This window comes from Mesorhizobium sp. B1-1-7, from assembly GCF_006442705.1.
Taxonomy (GTDB): Bacteria; Pseudomonadota; Alphaproteobacteria; order Rhizobiales; family Rhizobiaceae; genus Mesorhizobium; species Mesorhizobium opportunistum.
Genome location: NZ_VFWQ01000008.1, coordinates 43347 through 64333, shown reverse-complemented (window position 1 = coordinate 64333; position 20987 = coordinate 43347). Strand labels below are relative to the sequence as shown.

The 20987-nt window shown below is 64.4% G+C and carries 17 protein-coding genes and 1 riboswitch; of the genes, 4 read left to right on the top strand and 13 right to left on the bottom strand.

Annotated features, from left to right (window positions below; translation table 11 throughout):
- Positions 1–48: 48 nt before the first annotated feature.
- Positions 49–263, bottom strand: a riboswitch (FMN riboswitch).
- A gap of 57 nt (positions 264–320) precedes the next feature.
- Positions 321–1511, bottom strand: coding sequence for an MFS transporter (locus FJ978_RS15040; RefSeq protein ID WP_140572732.1), 1191 nt, complete (start codon positions 1509–1511; stop codon positions 321–323).
- 48 nt (positions 1512–1559) lie between these two features.
- Between FJ978_RS15040 and FJ978_RS15035 the strand changes: the two genes are divergently transcribed.
- A complete protein-coding gene (locus FJ978_RS15035) occupies positions 1560–2099 on the top strand; it encodes an Lrp/AsnC family transcriptional regulator (protein WP_023764820.1) in 540 nt (179 codons plus the stop codon).
- 158 nt (positions 2100–2257) lie between these two features.
- Positions 2258–3070, top strand: coding sequence for a class I SAM-dependent methyltransferase (locus FJ978_RS15030; RefSeq protein ID WP_140572731.1), 813 nt, complete (start codon positions 2258–2260; stop codon positions 3068–3070).
- Positions 3071–3088: 18 nt separating this feature from the next.
- Here the strand turns inward: FJ978_RS15030 and FJ978_RS15025 are convergent, their stop codons facing one another.
- Together FJ978_RS15025 and oiaX are read right to left on the bottom strand one after the other, a co-directional pair.
- Positions 3089–4411 carry a four-carbon acid sugar kinase family protein gene (locus FJ978_RS15025; RefSeq protein WP_013896820.1) on the bottom strand — a complete coding sequence of 441 codons (1323 nt, stop codon included), beginning with the start codon at positions 4409–4411 and terminating at the stop codon, positions 3089–3091.
- Positions 4412–4419: 8 nt separating this feature from the next.
- Positions 4420–5670 carry a 3-oxo-isoapionate-4-phosphate decarboxylase OiaX gene (oiaX, locus tag FJ978_RS15020; protein ID WP_140572730.1) on the bottom strand — a complete coding sequence of 417 codons (1251 nt, stop codon included), beginning with the start codon at positions 5668–5670 and terminating at the stop codon, positions 4420–4422.
- 186 nt (positions 5671–5856) lie between these two features.
- Here oiaX and FJ978_RS15015 point away from each other — a divergent pair, with 186 nt between their 5' ends.
- Entirely contained in the window at positions 5857–6570 is a 714-nt protein-coding gene (locus tag FJ978_RS15015) for a transcriptional regulator NanR (RefSeq protein WP_013896818.1), read from the top strand.
- 9 nt (positions 6571–6579) lie between these two features.
- Here the strand turns inward: FJ978_RS15015 and FJ978_RS15010 are convergent, their stop codons facing one another.
- From FJ978_RS15010 to FJ978_RS14965, 10 genes are all read right to left on the bottom strand, one after another.
- Positions 6580–8418 (bottom strand): hypothetical protein, encoded by a 1839-nt coding sequence (locus FJ978_RS15010; RefSeq protein WP_013896817.1) that lies wholly within the window; start codon positions 8416–8418, stop codon positions 6580–6582.
- Positions 8415–9449 (bottom strand): Gfo/Idh/MocA family oxidoreductase, encoded by a 1035-nt coding sequence (locus FJ978_RS15005; protein WP_013896816.1) that lies wholly within the window; start codon positions 9447–9449, stop codon positions 8415–8417. Before FJ978_RS15005 ends, FJ978_RS15010 begins: the two co-directional genes overlap by 4 nt.
- 2 nt (positions 9450–9451) lie before the next feature.
- Positions 9452–10516 carry an ABC transporter permease gene (locus FJ978_RS15000; protein ID WP_013896815.1) on the bottom strand — a complete coding sequence of 355 codons (1065 nt, stop codon included), beginning with the start codon at positions 10514–10516 and terminating at the stop codon, positions 9452–9454.
- Positions 10509–12110 (bottom strand): sugar ABC transporter ATP-binding protein, encoded by a 1602-nt coding sequence (locus tag FJ978_RS14995; protein ID WP_140572729.1) that lies wholly within the window; start codon positions 12108–12110, stop codon positions 10509–10511. The genes FJ978_RS15000 and FJ978_RS14995 overlap by 8 nt, the downstream gene beginning before the upstream one ends.
- Positions 12107–12769 carry a DUF2291 family protein gene (locus tag FJ978_RS14990; RefSeq protein WP_140572728.1) on the bottom strand — a complete coding sequence of 221 codons (663 nt, stop codon included), beginning with the start codon at positions 12767–12769 and terminating at the stop codon, positions 12107–12109. The genes FJ978_RS14995 and FJ978_RS14990 overlap by 4 nt, the downstream gene beginning before the upstream one ends.
- Before the next feature lie 77 nt (positions 12770–12846).
- Positions 12847–13788: a D-ribose ABC transporter substrate-binding protein gene (locus tag FJ978_RS14985; RefSeq protein ID WP_013896812.1), complete on the bottom strand. Its 942-nt coding sequence runs from the start codon at positions 13786–13788 to the stop codon at positions 12847–12849.
- Between the two features lie 437 nt (positions 13789–14225).
- The gene (locus tag FJ978_RS14980) at positions 14226–15053 is read right to left on the bottom strand and encodes a phosphogluconate dehydrogenase C-terminal domain-containing protein (protein ID WP_140572727.1); all 828 of its coding nucleotides are present in this window, start codon (positions 15051–15053) and stop codon (positions 14226–14228) included.
- A gap of 110 nt (positions 15054–15163) precedes the next feature.
- Positions 15164–16195 (bottom strand): ABC transporter permease, encoded by a 1032-nt coding sequence (locus FJ978_RS14975; protein ID WP_140572726.1) that lies wholly within the window; start codon positions 16193–16195, stop codon positions 15164–15166.
- A complete protein-coding gene (locus tag FJ978_RS14970) occupies positions 16192–18666 on the bottom strand; it encodes an ATP-binding cassette domain-containing protein (RefSeq protein WP_140572725.1) in 2475 nt (824 codons plus the stop codon). The genes FJ978_RS14975 and FJ978_RS14970 overlap by 4 nt, the downstream gene beginning before the upstream one ends.
- Before the next feature lie 68 nt (positions 18667–18734).
- The gene (locus tag FJ978_RS14965; protein WP_140572724.1) at positions 18735–19757 is read right to left on the bottom strand and encodes an ABC transporter substrate-binding protein; all 1023 of its coding nucleotides are present in this window, start codon (positions 19755–19757) and stop codon (positions 18735–18737) included.
- Between the two features lie 367 nt (positions 19758–20124).
- On the opposite strand from FJ978_RS14965, the gene nanR reads away from it, so the two are divergent.
- Positions 20125–20838, top strand: coding sequence for a transcriptional regulator NanR (gene nanR, locus FJ978_RS14960; RefSeq protein ID WP_140572723.1), 714 nt, complete (start codon positions 20125–20127; stop codon positions 20836–20838).
- Positions 20839–20987 lie beyond the last annotated feature (149 nt).

Sequence of the window (20987 nt, the reverse complement as noted above, 5' to 3'; positions counted from 1 at the left end):
TCAGGACGCACGATACAAAATCCGGCCCGCCGGGGCGGTCCGTCTTTCGTTCGTTCTCTTTCATCCGGACTATACCGTCGGCTCCGGAATCACACCGGATCTGCTGACCTTTCCACTAGAGCGCCACGCGTCCTCTTGGACGCGTAAAGGACGCTCTAGCACTTAAGAATCCACGCATTGGCGCGTGGACTGGAAAGCGCTCGCGGGCTTTGGTCGAAACCTTTACCGCCGGTGGGGACTTTCACCCCGCCCTGAGAACATTGACGGCTTTGTATGAAAGGGCAGGGCGCGGCTGTCAACCGCGCCAACGCGCTGGCCCATCAGGTGCTGCTCGAGTGGCGTGTGCGCCATGCCGCCGCCGAGGCGGCGACCAGCATGAGCAACGCCGCGATCATCGCGCAGGTGGCAAAACCGAAGCTGGCATAGAGCGGGCCGAAGCCGGTGGTGCCGACAAAGACCGCCAGATAGGTCACCGCGCTGTTCAGGCCCATGATCGTGCCGCGCCGCGAGGGATCGAGCGCGGAGAGGCGCATCACCAGGACATTCAGGCCGAAATGATTGGCAAGTCCCCACACCGCGACCATGGCTATGGTTAGCCCGAAACTGTCGCTCGTCGCGGCAATGGCGACGTAGACGATGGCGACAAGCAGATAGGCGAACGGCATGACGCGACGGGCGCCGAGGCGATCGATCACGCCGTCGAGGAGAGCAGCCATGCCGAAACCGATGCCGTAGGCGAGGGCGGCCCAACCGTTGGCGCTCACCGGCTTGCCCAGTCCGCTGTGAAGGTGGTCGCCGAGGTAGCCATAGACACCGTAGAAGGCGGTCATGAAGGCCGCGCAGGCGACGAGAAGCGGCACAATGCCGGGAATGCCGAGTGCGGCCAGCGGTGCTGGCGCCGGGCCGCTCTTCCTGATGTCGCTCAGCGACGTCATAGTGAGTCCGGCCAGTGCGAGCATCGCGAGGAGCGCCACGGCTGCGAAGACGGCGCGCCAATGCACGAGATCGGCAAGCACGGCCGACAGCGAAACGCCGGCCACCATGCTGAGCGTCCATCCGGTGAGCACGACGCCGATCGTCCCGCTTTCGCGGCCGGGCGGCGCGATCGCCGCGGAGCTGGCATAAATCGCCGGCATGGCGACGCCGGCGGCGATGCCGGCAACCAGCTGTGCCGCGACCAGCATGATCACCGTCGGCGCCGCCGCGCTCGCGACAAGTGCCAGCGCCAGCAGCAGCAACGCCCCCTGCAGCATCCGGCGTGCGCCGAGGCGGTCGATGTAGCGTGCCAGGAACAGGGCGCTTGCCGAGGTGCCCAGGCCAAACGCGGCCGCAGCAGCCATGACGGCCGGTACGCTGGTTGCGAACGACGCGGCCACCGCCGGCGCAATCGGGCCCAGCACCAGCGAGTTCGAGCCGATCACGGCGATGCACCCGGTCAAAAGATAGGCCAGCGCCGGGATCGGCGGCCTGGCCTCGGCTGCGAAGGTCGTGGCTTGATCACTGTTCGACATATCAACATAATGGCCGTATTAAATTCTGTAGCAATCGGGATTATCGATATGGATGAAGAAACAGATGGCATTCGGCAGAACAGGCCAGCACCCCGTGATGTCGACGCGATCGACCGAAAGATATTAGGCGTTCTCGTCGAGGACGCCACGGTCAGCTACGCCGAACTGGGTGACCGTGTCGGCCTTTCGCCGCCCGCCGCCCATGAGCGGGTCAAGCGCCTGCGGCGCAGCGGCGCCATACGCGGCACGGCTGTCATCATCGACCCCAATGCGGTGCGAAAGCCGCTGCTCGCCTTCGTGCATATCGACACCAAGGGCTGGGGCAAGACGCCGGAACTGATGGCGATCTCGCAATATCCGGAAGTCGAGGAGATCCACACCGTCGCCGGCGACACCTGCGTGCTGCTCAAGGTGCGTACCGAGGATCCGAGGGCGCTCGAAGGATTGCTGTCGCGTCTCTATGAAACGCCTGGCGTCACCTCGACACGCAGCTATGTGGTGCTGTCGACCTATCTCGAGCGGCCGGTGCAGCCCGGCGTGACCACGCAATGGCCAACGCCCCAACATATGAGCCGGCCGCTATACTAGGTCTGGGCTCGTTGACGCCCAGCGCAAGCCTGTCGCGACCAGGTCACGGGCGTGGTAGAGATAGGGGCTGAAGCAGGTCGGCTCCTTGCGATTGCGCCGCAGAGGGACAATCGCATGCCGGTCTCGCGAGGTTTCAAACCGACTGCGGGGGGATAGCAATGTTGGAAACGGATAAGGCCTTTACCGGTTCGATCCCGGAAAACTACGACCGCTATATGGTGCCGTTGATTTTCGAACCTTTCGCCGCCGATCTGGCACGGCGGGCTGCGTCCCTGTCGCCCGGTGCCGTCTTGGAAATCGCCGCGGGCACCGGGGTGGTCACCCGCGTATTGGCGCCAAAACTGTCCCCTGGCGCAAGCTATGTCGTGAGCGACCTCAACCAGCCCATGCTCGACTACGCCGCTTCGCGACAAGCTCCCGACAGCCGCATCACATGGCGCCAGGCGGATGCCATGGCGCTGCCGTTCGAGGATGCGGCCTTCGATGTCGTCTGTTGCCAATTCGGCGCGATGTTCTTTCCCAACCGCTCAGCCGCCTACCGCGAAGCGAAGCGGGTGCTGAAGCCCGGCGGACACTTCCTGTTCAACGTCTGGGATCGCATCGAGGAGAACGTGTTTGCCGATGATGTGACGAATGCTCTCGCAAGGATGTTTCCGGACGATCCGCCGCGCTTTCTGGCGCGCACACCCCATGGCTATCACGATACGGCCCTGATCCGCGGCGATCTGGAAGACGCGGGTTTCACCCATGTGGTGATCGAGACCAGAGCCGAACAGAGCCGCGCATCCTCGCCGCGCCTGCCGGCCGTTGCCTATTGCAAGGGGACGGTTCTTCGCAGCGAGATCGAGGCTAGGGACGCCGGAAAACTGGAAGCCGCAACCGACTATGCCGCGGCCGCGATCGCGGAAAGGCATGGCAGCGGCGAGGTCGCAGCCAAAATCCAGGCTCACGTGGTCGTGGCGCTGGCTTAGTCTGCCATCGAGCGTGTCCTAGCTTCCCAGCCGGATCGTCTCGAAATAGGCGTCGGTGCCGACCTGGCCGCCCTTCAGCGCGATTTCGAGCCCGTCGATCTCGCCGCCGCCATGGGCGAGACAAAGCGGCGAGCCGGGCGATTGCGGCAACGGCATGCGCACGGTCAGCGCATCGATGGACAACTGTCCCAGCGCGTGGCTCGACGTGTCGCCGCCGGCGATCACCGCGCGCTTGAGTTTCTCTGTCGCCACCAGCCGGCGCAGGATGGTTCCCAGCGCCCGTCCCAGCCTGTTGCGTGCGCCTTCGATATGGTCGATCTCGGCACTGCGATCGGCCTGGGGACCGAGCGCGGTGTAGAGGATCACGCTGCGCCCCGCCGCCAGGCTCGACAATCCGCTGGCGACGGCACGCTCGATCGCCTCGCCGGCGCCCTCCGAGACCAACTGCATGGCGTCCATCTGAATGCCGTCAAATCCGTGCGCAAGCGCAAAGCGGATCTGCTTCTCGGTGGTCGGCGACACACTGCCCGAGACCACGGCGAGCCTGTCGACCGGACCGGGTGGCGTAAAGGGCGCATGCCCTGTGGCGATGCCTTTGTCTGCCCATTCGGCAAGCAGGGCATATTCGACGCCCGAGGATCCGACGACGAAACCATGGCCTTGTTCGCACATGCGCCAGACCTGTTCGCCGACGCGCTTCTGCGTCTGGCGGCTCTCGACGTCGAACAGGACGATTGCCCTGTTTTGTAAGGCCTGGTCGACCCGTTGTGGAAGATCGTCGGCCTGCAATGCCGCCAGGTCGACAAGGCCGGAAGCGAGACCGGTCTGGCGAGACAGATGGAGGAGCAGATCGGCCTCGTTCATCGGCGTCACCGGATGCCGGCTCATGACGGGGTGCCGGTCGATGCGGAAATAGTCGCCGCGGAATGCAGCGAAGAGGTTCCCGAACGCTGTATAGCGCTTGAGCTGAGGCGCCCCGACAACCACCGGCACGGCCTTCTGGCCGAAGACACCCCTGCCGATTTCTATGGCGCGGCCGATGCTGCCGATCGTCGGGCTGGAATCGAAGGTCGAGCAGATCTTGTAGTGGCAAACCGCCGCCTTGAGCCCCCTTAGCCACTCGAAGGCCGGCACCAGGTTTTCGTCCATCCATTGCGGCGTTTCGCTGCGGCTCGTGCCCGCCAGTCCCATGGCGCGGCAATGCGAAAATCGCTCCAGCAAGGGCTGGTCGGGCTGGCGCATGAACAGCACCGTCGGCACGCCGCCGAGTTCGAGTGCCTCCATGACGTCGGTCGAGCCGGTGAGATCGTCGCCATAGTAACTGAGCAGCAGCTTCTGCATGGCCTCGCTCACGCGGCCTTGCCGTCGCCGAACTTCTCGATCGAGCGCGCCAGTTCGACATGGCTGCTTGCGTAGTCCGCCAAGGAAATACCCTCGACGGCGGCCTGCCAGGCCTGCTGGACGGCGCGCACGCCGGCACCCGGGCCGTCCGGATGGCTGACGATGCCGCCGCCGCAGAGATAGAGCAGATCGACCGTGCGCCCGGTGCGCTCGTAGGTCTCGGGCGCCTGTCCGCCCCATTGGCCCGAACCGGCGACCGGCAGAGCGCAATCATCAGGTGAGAACAGCGGCGTCGTCACCGCCTCGAAGGAGGCAATGAAAGATGCGTCCGGCTCCCAGTATTTCGAGGCGATGCCGTTGATCTGGAACTGGTCGACGCCGAGCAGCCGCCAGAACTGCTGCCAGACCTTGAAGTCCATGCCGAGGCCGGGATGGCGGGTCAGGATGTCCCAGCCGTTGCGGTGGGCATGCAGCACCAGGCCGGAACGCTTTCTGAGGTAAGCCATGCCGCCGAAGCCGATTGAGTTGATGTTGATGACCGCGCAATTGCCGCCGGCCTTGAGCACCATATCGTGGTTGCGCATCACCTCGTCCGGGTCGGCATGCGAGATGCCGAAGGCATACATCACCTTCTTGCCGGTCTTCTGCTCGTGATCGAGGATCAGCGGCATGATCGCCTTCACCCGCTCCGCCAGTGGCGAGTAGGCCGGGCTCATCAGCTTCTCATCGTCCTTGATGAAATCGACGCCGGCCGCGATCAGTTCGCCGACCATGGCGGCCGTCTCGTGCGGTCGCAGGCCCAGCGCCGGCTTGACGATGGTGCCGATGATCGGACGGCCCTCGACACCGGTCAGCCTGCGGCTGCCGGCAACGCCGAATTGCGGCCCCGGATGGGCGCCCCTGAATTCTTGCGGCAGCTTCATGTCAACGACGCGGATGCCCGACAGGCCCTTGATCGAATAGGTGCCACCGATCGCGATGGTCATCAGCGCCGAGAGGTCGGTGCCGATGGCATCGAACGGAAAGGCGATATCGACATCGGCGCGCCTGAAAGGCCCGGTTCCGGCCTCGGGAATGGACGGCTGCTCCGCATCGGGCAGGTGCCGGATCGCCAGCACCCGTGCCGCCACGCGCGCCTTCAGCTCTTCGGTCTCGCCGGGCAGCGCAACGAAGGTGCCGGTCGACTGGTCGCTGGCGATCTTGGCCGCCAGGGCTTCTATGCTGCCTGAGGTTTCGATGCGATAGGTGAGGATGATCATGATGGACTGGCCGGTCGAAAGGGTTCGAAAAAAGTTTCGTTGCGAATGAAATCTGGTATAATGAGTACATAAGTATTGCAAGCAAATATCCCGGCTGCCGCGACGGGCGTCGGTTAAGGGCAGGCATTCCGATAGTCCTGCCCGGAATGCTACACAGGAATCGGGGCAAGGGAGTGATTCGCGGCGATGAACCGTTCGGAACCGATCGTCCGGCGCAAGCTTTCCGACGAAGTCTTTGCGAGGCTGAAGCGGCTGATCACCAGCGGCGAATTGCAGCCGGGCGATGACATGCCGTCGGAGCGCGAATTGATGGAGCGCTTCGAGGTCGGCCGGCCTGCGATCCGCGAGGCCATGCAGGCGTTGAGCAATATGGGCCTTGTCGCCATCTCGCATGGCGAGCGGGCCAAGGTGCTGCAGCTGACCGCCAAGTCGATCATCAGACAGGTCGACGGTGCGGCCAAGATCATCCTGTCTTCATCGAAGGACACGCTCGAGCATCTGAAGAGCGCGCGCATCTTCTTCGAGCGCGGCATGGTCAAGGAGGCCGCCGAAAGGGCCACCGCCGAGGATGTGCAGCAGCTCAAGGAAACCGTTGCCGAGCAGCGCGGCGCACGCGGCAATTCGGAAGCCTTCATTTCCGCCGACATGAAATTTCACAGCCGGATCGCGGCGATTTCGGGCAACCCGATCTATGTCGCCGTCAGCGAGGCGATGCTCGGCTGGCTGAAGGAATACCACACCGAGATGCTGATCTGGACCGGCAAGGAAAAGTACACGCTGACCGAGCACGAGGAGATCATCGACCGCATCGAGCACAAAGATGCCGACGGCGCCGAGAAGGCAATGATCAAGCATCTCGAACGCTCGCGCGCGCTCTATGTGATGAATTCCGAGAAGTAGGCTCTGCGTCTAGCCAAATCGGGCGATGGCGTAGGGCGACATGACGAGACGGCCCCCGCCAAGCGCGGAAGCGTCGACCGCGACATCGTCCGCCGTCAGGTTGGCCAGCCATGCGATGGTCTCGCCCGAAGCGGAGCGCCCGGCCAGCGCCAGCACCCGCGTCTCGTCGCTTGTTTTCGCGGCAACGTGCGCGAGCCCAGCCAATCCGCAAAGCGCGGAGATGGCCTGGAAGATCGGCCGCGGCGATCCCTCGGCGGCAGGTTCCCCGGATGCCGCCAGCACGCCGAACGGCCCCGTGAAGCCGGACAGCGTCAGCACCTCCAATCCGGCCGGCGCGACGCGCGCGGCATAGCCGATCGTCCATGCGGCGGCGAACTGGGCGGCATGACGCGGATCGCGATTGGCCATGGCGATGCGCTGGCCGTCAAAATTGTCCTTGGTCGCGCCGCCATAGGGGTTCTGCCGCATGGCGATGGTGGACGGCCCGATCCGGTAGGGCTTGTCGCCGAAGATCGCCCCCACCGACCGGGTGATGAACGGCAATGCCTCCAGCGACTGCATCACGCTGAGATCGTCGGCGGCATGCACGATCGGGCAGGTGCAGTGGGTGACGAAATCGAGCAGCCCGGCCGGAACGCGCTTGCGGTTGAGCTCGGTGAAATAGCTGAACATGCCGCCGCCGAGACGGATATCGGGAAAGGCGCGGCGGGCGGCGGCGTAGACATCCTCGAGCGGCGGGCATGCCGGCCAGGCACTGCCCGGCGGCGTCGACTGCCGGTCGACCGAAGGCGATACCGCGACGGCGTCGAGCCGCAGGCCCGCCTGGCGCACCATGTCGGCGACCGCTGCGAGTTCGGCATCGAGATCGCCGGTGCAGGCGACAACGCATTCGAGCGTTGTTGCAGCGGGGCAAGCGGCGGCAAGCCGGGCATGGGCGCGCAAGGCTTCGACCCCGTGGCCGCGCGTCGGGTCGAAGTGGAGCAAAAGCTGCTGTGGGCCGAGCTTCGACAGCGTCGGCAGGTTCGCCAGCGCTGCCTCCACATCCTCGGGATAAATGACCACGCCGATATCGGGCAGTCTTGGTCCGGCTTCGCCAAGCTCGATGCGGACCGGCTCATTGCCCGAAGCCGTGGCCGAAGGCCCGGCGTCGCCCGCAATGCGCAGGCTGATTGTCTGGCGCACCGGTTCGCCCGCCGGCAGCACATAGGGCCAGGGCAGCGCCAGCGGCCGCACATAGGTCTTGTAGGAGGCATCGGACCAGTTGCGCTGGTCCTCCATCTCGAATGTGTCGCCTTCCATCCGGCACTCGACAGTGACGCCGGGCCGCACCGCATGCGTGATGGCGCGCAAATCCTTGAAAGGCTGCCAGGGGTCGATCAGGTCGGGCAGTATCGTGTCCACCACGCTGCCGTCTGTATGCTCGATGGTCACCGGGCTGCCGGCAAGCCCCGCGATCGGATGCAGGATGCAGAAGCCGCAGCGGTTGGTCTCGAAATCGCTTTCGGGCAGCGCGCTGACGTCGAACACCAGCCGGCCGTCGGCCGCTCCCTTGATGGTGGCGCGGAAGGCGAGCCGGCTTTCGCCCGGTCCGGTGCAGCTTGCGGTGTAGCCGACGCAGAAAGCATCGGCGCCCTGGTCGATGGTCAAGTCCGCCAGCACGGGTTCGTAGGTGCCCCAGTCGCGGTCCCGCACGATATAGGCGATGGCGCGCAGCACCTCGGTGCCGCCATGGCGGATGCTGCGCAAATTGCCGTTGACCAAATCGGCGCTGAGCGGGCCGGCGCTGAGCCGGACCGGTCTGGCTTCCGCCGCGCGTGTGCCGCAGAGGAGGAAGCCATCCACGCTCATTTCAACAGCTCGTCCATCCGCACCGGTTCGCGGCTCGCGGCGCCGGCATAGGCAGCCTCGATCAGCGCTAACGTCTTGAGATTGTCGGCGCCCGAGGTCGCCGGCTCCTTGCCGCCGACAAGGCAGTCGACCCAGTGCCGCTGGATCGCCAGCACGCTTTCCTGGATGTTGTGCCATGGCCGCGATGCCCAGGGCAGTAGCGGCGGCGAAATGTCCCTGACCGTCGTGCCGCTCTTGCCGGTGACGGTGAGTTGGTACGCCTGCGCCAGCCGGATCGTGCCGTCGCTGCCATCGATCTCGATCAGTGTTTCGGGAAACGGCTCGACGGCGAGCTTTGTCGCGTAGCTGCAATCCACAACCGAGGTGGCACCGCTTTCGTGGTCCATCAGCATCGTGGCGACATCCTCGCCGGCAATGGCGGGATTGATGCGCGCGGTGCGGGCAGTGAGGCTCGATACGTCGCCCAACAGAAAACGGGCGATGTCGAGAATGTGGATACCGAGATCCTCGATGATGAAGCGTTTTCCGGTTGCCAGGTAAGGCTGGCCGGAAAACACGTCATAGGCGGAGCGGAAGGAGATGCGTCCGAAGAAGGGTGTGCCGATCTCGCCGCTGTCGAGCACTGCGCGCACCGCCTGGATCGGCGATTGCCAGCGAAAGTTCTCGTGCACCATCAGCGGCACGCCGGCCGCGGCGCAGGCCGCGACCATCGCCTTGGCGTCGGCGAGGCTCGGCGCGAACGGTTTCTGGCAGATCACCGGAACGCGGTGGCTGGCTGCCAACTCGACCAGCGGCCGGTGGCTGCCGACGGTCGTGGCGATGTCGACGAAGTCGAGTGTCTCGCCTGCAAACATCGCCGCCGCATCGGTGTAGCGCCTGGAGATGCCGAACTGGTCGCCGACGATCTGGAGCCGTTCCGGATCGCGGTCGCAGATGGCGATGATCGAGGCGCCCTCGATGTCGCGCCAGGCATGCATCTGGTTGACGGCGAAGAAGCCGCAGCCGATCAGCGCTCCACGCAATTCCGCCATGATCAGCCCGCCTTTGCCATCTGCATCAGCGTGACGCGCTGCTGAAGCCGGCGCTGCGCCTGATCGACGACCACCGCGACGATGATGACGAGGCCCTTGATCACCATCTGCCAGAAGGAACTCACCCCCATCATCACCAGCCCGTCCGACAGGATACCGATGACGAAGGCGCCGACGATGGTGCCGCCGATGGTACCGCGGCCGCCCGACATCGAGGTGCCGCCAAGCACCGCCGCGGCGATGGCATTCAATTCGAAGCTTTCGCCGGTCGCCGGATGCGAGGCCATCAGCTCCGACGAGATGATCAGGCCGACGATCGCCGCGCAGAAACCGGAGAACATGTAGACGAACATCTTGACCATGTTGACGCGCACGCCCGAGATCCGCGCCGCGCGCTCGTTGCCGCCGACGGCGAAGATGTGGCGGCCGAGCGGGGTGTATCTGGCGAGATAGGCGGCACCCAGCGCCACCACGATCAGGATCCAGATCGACACTGGCAGGCCGACGAGCCGGCCGGCGCCTAGGAAGCCGAAGCCGGTGGTGCCGAGTTCCGGCTTGCCGACCAGATTGGGGAAGGTGCGCCCGTCCGAGGACAGCAGCGCCAGGCCGCGCGCCACGTAGAGCACGCCGAGCGTGGCGATGAAGGGCGCCACGTTCAATCTGGTGATCAGCAATCCGTTGACGGCGCCGATCAGGATGCCGACCGCCAGCGTGATCAAGGCGATCTCGAAAACGTTGAAATAGATTGTGTAGCCGATCTGCAGGTCGATGCCGTTGAGCACGAGATAGCCGGCCACCATGCCGCACAGGCCGACGATCGAGCCGACCGAAAGATCGATGCCGCCGGTGATGATGACGAAGGTCATGCCCATGGCCAGGAAGGCGTTGAGCGCCACGTGCTTGGCCATCAGGATCAAATTGGCCGCCGACAGGAAGTTCGGCGCCGCGATCGAGAAGAACACCAGCACGGCAATCAGCGCGATGAAGGTCCTGAGTTTCATCAGCGTCAGCAGTGCGGAACCGCTGGCGGCCGACGAATGAGCCGCCCTGGCCGGAATATCAGTCATCGGCGTTGCTCTCCATGTGCGGGGCAAGATGTATGGGGGCAAGATCTGCGGGGGCAGGATGTGCGGGGACAGGTCCATGGCCGAGCGCTGACGCGGCGACGATCGCGGCTTCGGTCGCCTCGGCGCGCTCGAACATGCCGGTCAGTTTGCCATTGCTCATCACCGCGATACGGTCGGACAGCGCCATCACCTCATCGAGATCGGACGTGGCGAAAAGGATGCCGAGCCCATCGCGCGACAGTTTGCGCATGGTGCGAAAGACATCGGCCTTGGCGCCGACATCGATGCCGCGGCTGGGCTCATCCATCAGAAGCACCTTGGGTCCGGTGAGCAGCGCCTTGCCGATCACCACCTTCTGCTGGTTGCCGCCGGACAGCGACGAAACCTCCTGCGCCGGATCGGCGACCTTGATCGCGAGCTCCCGCACCATCTGCGCCACGGCCTGCCGTTCGGCGGCGCCGCGGATGTGGAACAGGCTGACGAAGCGCGACAGGCTTGCCAGCGTCAGATTGCTGGCGACGGAGAGGATCGACACCAGGCCCTCGCGCTGCCGGTCCTCCGGGATCAGCGCCAGACCCCGCCGGATGCGGCGCGTCGTGTCGCGTTCCCGGACCTGTTTTCCGTCGATGAAGATGTTGCCGCTGGCATGCCCATGGCGGCCCATGATGCAGTCGAACAACTCGCTGCGCCCGGCGCCCATCAGCCCGTAGATGCCGAGGATCTCGCCGGTGCGTAGCGACAGCGAGACGTGGTCGACCGCCAGTCCGCCGGTGGCGCGCGGCAGGCAGATGTCCTCGGCGCGGAAGATTTCCTCGCCCGGCGCATGGTCGTCGGCCTTGGCGAAATCCTTGGCGTCCGAGCCGATCATCTGCCGCACGATCCACTGGGTGTCGACGTTTCTCATCTCCTCCTGGCCGGTGATGCGGCCGTCGCGCAGCACGGTGATGTAGTCGCCGATGCGGATCAGCTCCTCCAGCCGGTGCGAGATATAGACGATCGCCACGCCGCGCGACTTGAGGTCGGCGATCACCTTGAACAGGATCTCGACTTCGGCGGCGCTCAGCGCCGAGGTCGGCTCGTCCATGATCAGGATGCGCGCGTCGAGCGAAACTGCCTTGGCGATCTCGACAAGCTGCTGCTGGCCGATGCGCAGATCCTCGATCAGCATATCCGGCCGTATCCCGGCCTCGAGCCGCTCGAGGAATGTGCCCGCGCGCCTTTCCTGCTCCTTGCGGTCGATCTTGCGGAACCGGTTGGTGATCTCTCGGGTGGCGAAAATGTTCTCGGCGACGGTCATGTTGCCGAACAGATTCAGTTCCTGGAACACCATGCCGATGCCGCGGTTCACCGCGTCACCGGAGGACGAGAACGAGACTTCGTTGCCGTCGAGCAGGATGCGTCCGGCCGTCGGCTGCTCGACGCCGGCGATGATCTTCATCAGCGTCGATTTGCCGGCGCCGTTTTCGCCGACCAGGACATTGACCGCGCCCTTGCGCACCTCGAAATTAGCCTGCTTGACGGCGACGGTTCCGGCATAGACCTTCGAGACGTCTTCCAGCTTCAAAATGACGTCGTGACCGGCCGCCGTGCTCATGGCTTGGGTCCGATCTCGGCCTCCGCCGGAGTCACCAAGGGCAGGTCCTGGCTGCTTTCGATCGTATAGGCGCCGAGCACCTTGGCGGTACGGCCTTCCAGCGCCTCGCGCGGCAGCTTGGACAGCACCGTCTTGTCGGCATGGGCGTTGAACGCCTTGCCGAACTGGGCGAAGTCGATCTGGTTGGTGAAATCGTTGAACTGGACGAAATCGAGGCTGTCGCGCAACGCCGTTCCGCGCATTGCCGGCCCGATCTGGACGCGTGCATCCGCCTTGCCGTCGCCGTCGATGTCGATATCCATCGTGCCCGCGCGGGACTGCGTGTTGGCCGCGACGATCTTGCCTTCGACGCGGACCGCGAAGGTCCATGGCGAATTCGCCTGCTTCTTGGGGTTGCCGTATTTGGCGCCGGCCGCCGCCTGATCCGTCTTCGCCAGCGCATGGACTTCGGCGAACGGCCCGGCCTTCTGACTGAGATAAGGGATGACCTTCGAAGCCCAGATGTCTTCGACCATCTTGTCCGGGTTGAAGGCCGACGCGTTGGCGTCGCCTTTCGCCGACGGCGTCGGCAGGATTTTGCAGGCGCCGAGGCCAATGCTGGCGGTCAGGGCAAGGATCGGCCAGATCGCCTTGACTGGCCAGGTCGGCTTGTTCAGCATCGCGGTCAAGCATCCCAGTGAAATGAAGGCGAGGGACGAACCTCAGGCTCGCCCCTCGCTGTTTGCGTTGCGCCGGCTCAGTTCTTCAGCGCGAAGGTCTCAAGCTTGGCGGCATTGTCGCCATTGACGAGAACGCAGTCCATCAGCTGCTTTTCCTTCTCGGGCGACTTCTTGTTCTTGATGAGGTCGTTGGCCTGCTCGACCGCCATCTGCGCCTGGGCGTAGGCCGGCTGCAGCACCGTGGCCTTGATGCCGCCGGAGGTGATGGAGTCGCGCACGTCGTTGGAGCCGTCGAAGCCGACCACGATGACATCCTTGCGGTTCGCCGCGGCAAGCGCCGCATAGGCACCCATCGCCATCGTGTCGTTGCCGGAGATGACGCCCTTGATGTCCGGATTGGCCTGCAGGATCGATTCCATCTTCGAATAGGCTTCCGTCTGGCTCCAGTTGGCCGACTGCTGAGCGACCATCTTCAAGTCCGGATAGTCGTCGATGACGTCATGATAGCCCTTGGAGCGGATGCCGGCATTGGTGTCGGATTCCTTGCCGACCAGCTCGACGAAATTGCCCTTCTCGCCCATCAGCTTGACGAATTCCTGCGCGCCGAGCTGGGCACCCTGGTAGTTGTTGGAGACGATCTGCGCCACGGCGACGCCGGTGGCATTGATCTCGCGGTCGATCAGGAAGGAAGGAATGCCGGCGTCCTTCGCTTTCTGCACGGCGGCGACGGTGGCATCGGCGCCGGCATTGTCGAGGATGATCGCCTTGGCGCCACGGCCGATCGCGGTGTCGATCAGCTCGGACTGCTTGTTGGCGTCGTCATCATGGACCAGCACCAATGTGTCGTAGCCAAGCTCCTTGGCCTTTGCCTCGGCGCCGACGGCCTCCGCCTTGAAGAACGGATTGTCGTGCGAGGGGGTGATGATGGCGATCAGGTCGGCCGCGAAGGCCGGTGCCGCGGTGCCGAGTGCCAATACGCCGGCGAAAGCCGCAAGCGTCATTCTGCGTGTAAGTTTCATGAAGTCCTCCCGTTGAAAAACCGTGCCTCGATCGATCGAGGCCATCGTCTGCATTTGAATTCGTCTTGGCGATGCAGGCTGCGCGCCGCCCGGGTTCAAAGCCGTTTGCCGGCTGTCATCCGAACTGCTCTCGCTCCCCGCCGTCCTCCACTCGCACCGGCTTCGAATTTTCAGCGAAGCATGATCGATCCGAGCCCACGAACAGCTAAAGCCAACTGGTATGATGAGTCAACCACTAATTCAGGTGATCTGTATCTAAGCGGTCGCCCTTTTTTCCTTCTCCCCCTGTGGGAGAAGGTGGATCGCCGCGTAGCGGCGAGACGGTTGAGGGGTGTTCCAGCGGAATGAGACGTAGCGTTCCTTGGAGCACCCCTCATCCGACCTCGCTTCGCGAGGCCACCTTCTCCCGCAAGGGGAGAAGGGAAGACAGCGCCCTCTCAAGTAATGCGCTGGATGCTGGCGGCGATCTCCTGCGGTTCGAAGACCCGCTTCCAGTCGTCGCGCATCAGCACCGGCTTGCCGAACTCGATCGCCTTGTTGCAGGCATCGGAGAACACGCCCTTGGTCTCGCCGAAGATGACGGCGCCGAGCACATTCATATGGCCGAGCAGGAAATCGAGCGCCGCCTGCCGGTCGACGCCGCGCGCCACGACCTCGTCGAGGGCTTCCTTCATGACGACGAGCAGCGAGGCGCACACCGTCTCCGAAAGGCCGGGCTCCAGCAGCGCCATCTGTTCGACCGTCACGCGGTGCGAACGCATCACCGGTGCCCAGATGATCTGGGCGATCTTCTCGCCCTTGGCGTAGTCTTCCTCCGGCCCTTGCATCAGGGCGCTGACGAAATGCTGCTTGGCCTTGACGCCGCCGAAAAAGTCCTTCTTGGCGGCCATGTCGGTCTCGTCGTTGAAGATCGGCGGATGGCAGGGATGGGTGACGAAATAGGTAAGATCGGCACGATCAGGCAGATGCCCGGCGAAGGGGGCTGCAGCATCGAGTACGATCACCATCGTGCCTGGGGCAAGCTTGCTTTCGATGCCGGTGGCGACCTTGCCGATATGCGTGTCCGGCACCGCCAGAATCACGACCTCGGCACCCTTGAGCGCCTCGTCGACGCTGACCGTGTCGATGCCCAGCCCGGTCTTCAGGCGCTCCTTGCCGGCCTCGCTGATCTCGACATGGCGGATCTTGTAGTCTGAACCGCGAAAATTGGTCGCCAGGCGGTAGCCCATTTTCCCGCCCGCACCGAACAGTGCAATCGTTGTCATCTGGCCCTTGCTCCTTGATCAAACAGGCGACCGTCGCGCGATCGTCATCTCACATACTGGTATGATCACTCTACCACAATTTGGCAAGTGGAATCGTTGGTTGCTGTTGGTCACTTCGGCTGAGGTGTGGCCGCGCCTGGTGCTGTCTTTGCAGCCGCCCCGTCCGTGACATCGACGGAAGCGCGCCGCGCCAGGGCCTGTCGGCCAGCCAGCGCCAGCACGAAGATGACGACGACGCCCTGGACGATGTCCTGGGCGCCGGGAGGCAGCCCGATGATCTGCATGGTGGTGACGATAAGGATCAGCAGGATGCTGGCGAACAGGGTGCCGAGCGCGGTCGCCGAACCGCCGAAGATCAGCGTGCCGCCAAGCACGACAGCGGCGATCGACTGCAGCAGATAGGGTTGGCCCATTTCAAGGAAAGCGCCGCCGATATAGGCGCCGAGCAGCAGTCCATCGAGCGAGGCCAGCACCGACGAGATGATGAAGGCCGCCGCGATCACCCGGCCGTTCTTGATGGCAGCGAGCCGGGCAGCGGTCCTGTTCTGGCCGACCGCCGACAGGACCTGTCCGAACACTGTGTAGCGCAGCACGAAGGAGGCGGCCATCACGCCCAGGATGGCGATGACGGCCATGATCGGAACACCCGAAATGCGGCCCGTCGCCAGGCCCTTCAGCGCCGGGCTGACGGCAAAGCCGGGGATTGCCTTGTTCGACAAGAGCGTCGCGGTTGCCAGCACATAGCCTGTCGCCAGCGTGGCGATGATGGCCGGAATGCCGAGGCCGACAACGAGCAGCGAATTGAGCAGCCCGACCGCGAGGCCGAGCAGGACCGCGGCGATAATACCAACGGCAAGGTTGGCATCCTGACCCTTGATGGTCAGCAGCGCGACGAAGGCGCTGAGCGTGATCACCGAGGCGACGGAAAGGTCGATGTTGCCGCGCCCGGTGGTGACGACGAACATCTGGCCGATGCCGACGACCGTCAGGAACGATGCCGACAGAATGATGCCCGACAGGCTGGAGAGGCTGAACCGGTTGGTGACCACCGAGAGCACCAGCCACAGCAGCAGCACCCCGATCGCCGCCCAGATCCAGCGGTTCCTCTGCGCCCAGAAGGTGAAGGCGGACAGCGCGTTCATTGTTCGCTCCGGCGGTCCGCGGTCAGGCCACGCAGCGTCAACAGGGCGATCAGGATCAGCCCTTGCGTCGCCGCGTTGTAATCGCTGCTCACATTGAGCGTGCCGAGCAGCGCGCCGATCAGCGACAGCGTCACCGCGCCGGCGATGGCGCCGACCGGAGAGACGATGCCGCCGAGCAGCGAGCAGCCGCCCATTACCACGGCGGCGACGCTGAGCAGCGTGAAGGAATTGCCGGAATTGATGTCGCTCGCCGTGTTGATCGCCGTCAGCGACAGCCCTGCGGCGGCCGCGAACAACCCGGCGATGAGATAGCGCACCAGCGCGTAGCGCGTCGGCGACCAGCCAGAGCGGATCATTGCCGTGGGATTGTTGCCGAAGCCGCGCAGCACCACGCCGAGCGGCAGCCGGTCGATCACCAAGACCACCAGGGCGACCGCGGCGATGAGGATGATGGACGTTGGCAAGAAGTCGAGAGACCAGCCGAACAGCGCCGTCAGCCATTCAGGACTGGCGCCGCCCGGCGTCGGCTGCAGCGCATAGCCCAGCCCCACCCAGATGAAGGAGGCGCCGAGCGTGACGACGATGGCCGGGATCTTGCGCGCCTGGATCAGTCCGCCGAGACCGGCATAGGCGGCGACCGCCGCCAAAAGCGCCAGCGCGCCGAGCCATGGCTGATCGTAGAGCAGCGTGGCGCTGAGCACGCTGACCAGGCCGGCGAAAGCGCCGACGCCGAGATCGATTTCGCTGCCGCCGACGATGAACATCTGTGCTGCCGTCACCAGCACCAGAGACAGCGCCGGCATCAGCAGCAGGTCGAGCCCGAATATCGAGGCAACCGCCGGGTTGGCCGAGATCATCACCGCTAGCACGGCGGCAAGACCGATAAAGGGGGCTGCGTTCACCAGCCTGCGGGCAAGCCCGGCCGCACCGGCACTGCTCTGCGCGGCGTCGGTGCGCTTGTCGGCTTGCTGGACGAAGGATGCCCCGACGATCGCGGCCTCCGTGATCGCCGCGCCGGTCAGTTCCTTGACGATCCGCCCGCCGGCAAAGACCAGCACGCGGTCGCAGGCCAACAGCTCGGCGTCCTCGGTCGTGTGCCAGACGAGGGTCCGTCCACTGCGCGCGATGTCGTTGCAGAGCCGGTAGAAATCCTGCTTGGTGGCGATGTCGACGCCGCGCGTAGGATCGTCGAGCAGGATGATCGGCGTGTCGGCGACGAGAGCGCGGGCCACCAGCGCCTTCTGCTGATTGCCGCCGCTCAGCTCCAGTATGTTGGACCCGAAGCGGCTTTCGTCGAGCCGCAGCCGGCCGGCGGCGTCGGCTGCGGTTTCGCGGTTGACCCGATCCGAGACCAGGCCCAGCGACGACCGGCGAGCGAGGCTTCCGATGGAAATGTTGCCCAGCACGCTCCAAAGCGGGAATACGCCTTCCTTCTGGCGGTCGCCGGCAATGAAGCCTGCTTCACCGGTCCTGGTGACGGCGCCATCCTTTCCGGGTTTGAAGATGGCATGCAGCAGCTCTTTCTGGCCGCTGCCCTCGAGCCCCGCCAGTCCGACGATTTCACCGCGCGCGATCTCGATGTCGCGGCCAAGCTCGGATGTCAGGTCTCCGGACAGCCGCACCAGCGCGCCCCCGCTGCCGACGGCGGCAGCGCCGTGCTGGTGGACCGGATTGGCGTCGCCGCCCATGAGTTGCACCAGGCGGTCGATCGAAGTGTCCACCACGTCGCCGCGCCAGGCGGTGCGCCCATTGCGCAGCACCACCACCTGTGTGGCGATGTCGATGATTTCCTTCAGCTTGTGGCTGATGAAGATGAAGGCCAGCCCCGCCTTGGCCCGCTCGCGGATGAAAGCCCGCAACTGCTTGGAGCGATCGAGATCGAGCGAGGAGGTCGGTTCATCGAGAACGATGAGCCTGACGCCGGGAGTGGCGGCGGCGCGGGCGATCTCGACCATCTGCCGCTCGGCGATGGAGAGCTGGCCGATTTCGGCATCCACATCGATGCCGTTGCCGGGAAACACCGCATCCAGCGCCGAGCGCGCGCGGGCCCTGTAAAGCGTCCGCCAGCCTGGCCGGCTCGCCGCGTCCGCGGGTGTTTCCAGGAAGAAGTTCTCGGCCACGGAGAGGTTGGCGCACAGCGACAGTTCCTGGTGCACCATGCGGATGCCGCGCCGCTGCGCTTCCGCGGTGTCGTAGCCGGCGAAGCTCAGCGCCTGGCCGGCGAACGAGATCGAGCCCAGCGTCGGCCACATCGTGCCGCAAAGAATGCGCATCAGCGTCGACTTGCCGGCGCCGTTGCCGCCGACGAGGCCGATGATCTCGCCGGCCGAAATGGCGAGGTCGATCTCGGCATTCGCCAGCGTCGGCCCGAAACTCTTGGTGATCTGTGAAAGCGAGACGATTTCCTGCCGGATCGAGGCGGCGGGCGCCATGGCGGCACCCTTCTGATCGGCAACGGCAAGATGGGACATTCGTCCTCCGTTTCTTCACGGCCATGGACCGGGCGACCTTCGGCGCCCGATCCATTGTGCTGGTCGCGTTACTTGCTCAAGAGGTTCTGCTTGACCCAGTCGAGCGAATAGCTGGGGCTGATGATCTGGCCGCCCGGCAGCTTGGCATACTCCTTGAGATTGCTGGCGTCGACCGTCGCCACCGGCATGATCATCATCTTGGGTGCCTTGGCGCCTTTGAGCAGCGACAGTCCGAGCCAGAACGCGGCGCCGCCAATGCCGGGCGTGGTGTTCATCGAGACCGTCTGGTAGCCGTTCTTGGCATTCTCGTCGGCCCACCATTTGACGAAATCGGTGCCGCCGCCGCCTTCGATGATCGGCATCTTGCCGGCATAGTCGCCACCATATTGGACGAAGGCCTGGGCGATGCCGACATCGTCGCTGCCGCCTTGGCCGAGCACTGCATCAACATGCGGCAGCGAGGGCAGCACATTGGCGATGGCCGCCTGCGCGACCGAGGCGGTTGCCTGACCATAGACAGTGGCGACGACCTTGATGTCGGGATATTTCGCCAGCACCGACTGCTGGGCGTTGAACATGTCGTTGTCGGGAGCCGAGCCCTTGACGCCGCGCACCTGGATGACGTTGCCCTTGCCGCCGAGCATCTTGAAGACGGCCTCGGCCTGGGTTGCCTTGTAGCCCTTGAAATCGAAGTTGAGCTGGTAGTTGCAGGGCGCGGAAGCGACGGAATCGAAGGACACGACGATGATGCCGGCCTTGCAGGCTTTCTCGATGATGCCGTTGACCGCGGTTTCCGAGGCGGCATCGACCGCAAGCACGTCGACCTTCTTCAGGATCAGTTCGGCGATCTGGCTGTTCTGCTGCGCCACTGAGCCGTCGCCATTCATGACGATGTAGTCGGAAATCTGTCCAGCGGCCTTTGCTTCCTTGGCCGAGGCCTCGAAAGCCTCCACCATCTGGTGCCGCCAGGTATTGCCGTAATAGGCGTTGGTCAGTGCGATCACCGGGGCGTCCGGAGACGCCATTGCCGGCAGTGCGAACACGCTCCCCAGCGCGGTGCTGGCAAGCGCCGCTACGATTGCAAACTTCATGATACTTCCTCCCAAAAACACCGGCCAGCATGGCCGGCTTGCATGCCATTCCGTAACGGCGTCCCACCCTCGGAGAGACACCATACCATCTACATGTTATACCAGCATACCAAATAGGCAAGCCGGTAGCGGGACTCATTTGATTGCGCTGACGAGAGCGAGAGCGGCCTGCCCGGTTCGTCTTTTTCTTGCCTTGGCCAATCAGGCCGGCTCGCTCCGGCAACTCTTTTGGCCGGTCGCTTGGCATATCGGCGCCGGTCAGGGTGGACGTTAGGTCATCATATATGTAATGTCAATCGATCGCTGGGCCTTGCCTCCCGGTGCGACTCGGGATCGATATGCCGGAGGAATGATCGCGGAGGGATGCATGGAACCGGTCCAGAAGAAGAAGTTGTATGTAGAGGTGCTTGACCGGCTGATGGCGGCGATCTCGACATCCGAATTTCCGCCAGGCTCTCAATTGCCGTCGGAAAAGGAATTGATGACGATGATCGGCGTCGGGCGCCCGTCGATCCGCGAAGCCATGCTGACGCTGCAGCAGATGGGCCTTATCAAGATTTCCCACGGCGAACGTGCCCGCGTCATCAATCCGACGCCCGAGGTGATCGTCGATCAGGTTTCCGCGGCGATGGTCATGATGCTGGCGACGAACTCTCGTGGTCTCGAAGAACTCAAGGAAGTCAGGCTCTTGTTGGAAACCGGCCTGGTGCGGATAGCCACGCGGCGCGCCACGGCCAAGAACCTGGAGCGACTTGCCGAGACCCTGCGCCACCTGCGCGATGCGAAGGGCGACCAGGCGCGATTTGTCGCCGCCGACATGGAATTCCACGCCGTGATTGCCGAGATGAGCGGCAATTCCATGATAGCCGCGGTGGCGAAGGGAATGCTCGAATGGCTGTCGCGGTTCAAGCGCGACCTGGTGGCGGTGAAAGGTGCCGAACGCCTGACGGTCGAGGAGCACGAACGCATCTACAAGGCGATCGCCAGCGGGGATCCGGAAGGCGCGAGCGTCGCCATGGCCGAGCATATCGGCCGCGCCAATGAGCTGTATTTGAAGCTGACCGGCGGCGAGGCTGGCTGAGCATCCGGATCGGTCAAAAATTTTTGAGCGCTAAAACTCATGTGATGACATGATATCTTTTTGGTGCTAACGCTCGCCATCATGGATGTCCGCCCAGCGCGGACGCGGCATGGAGCGGTCGTATCTCCACAGCCTACAAGATGGCTGCG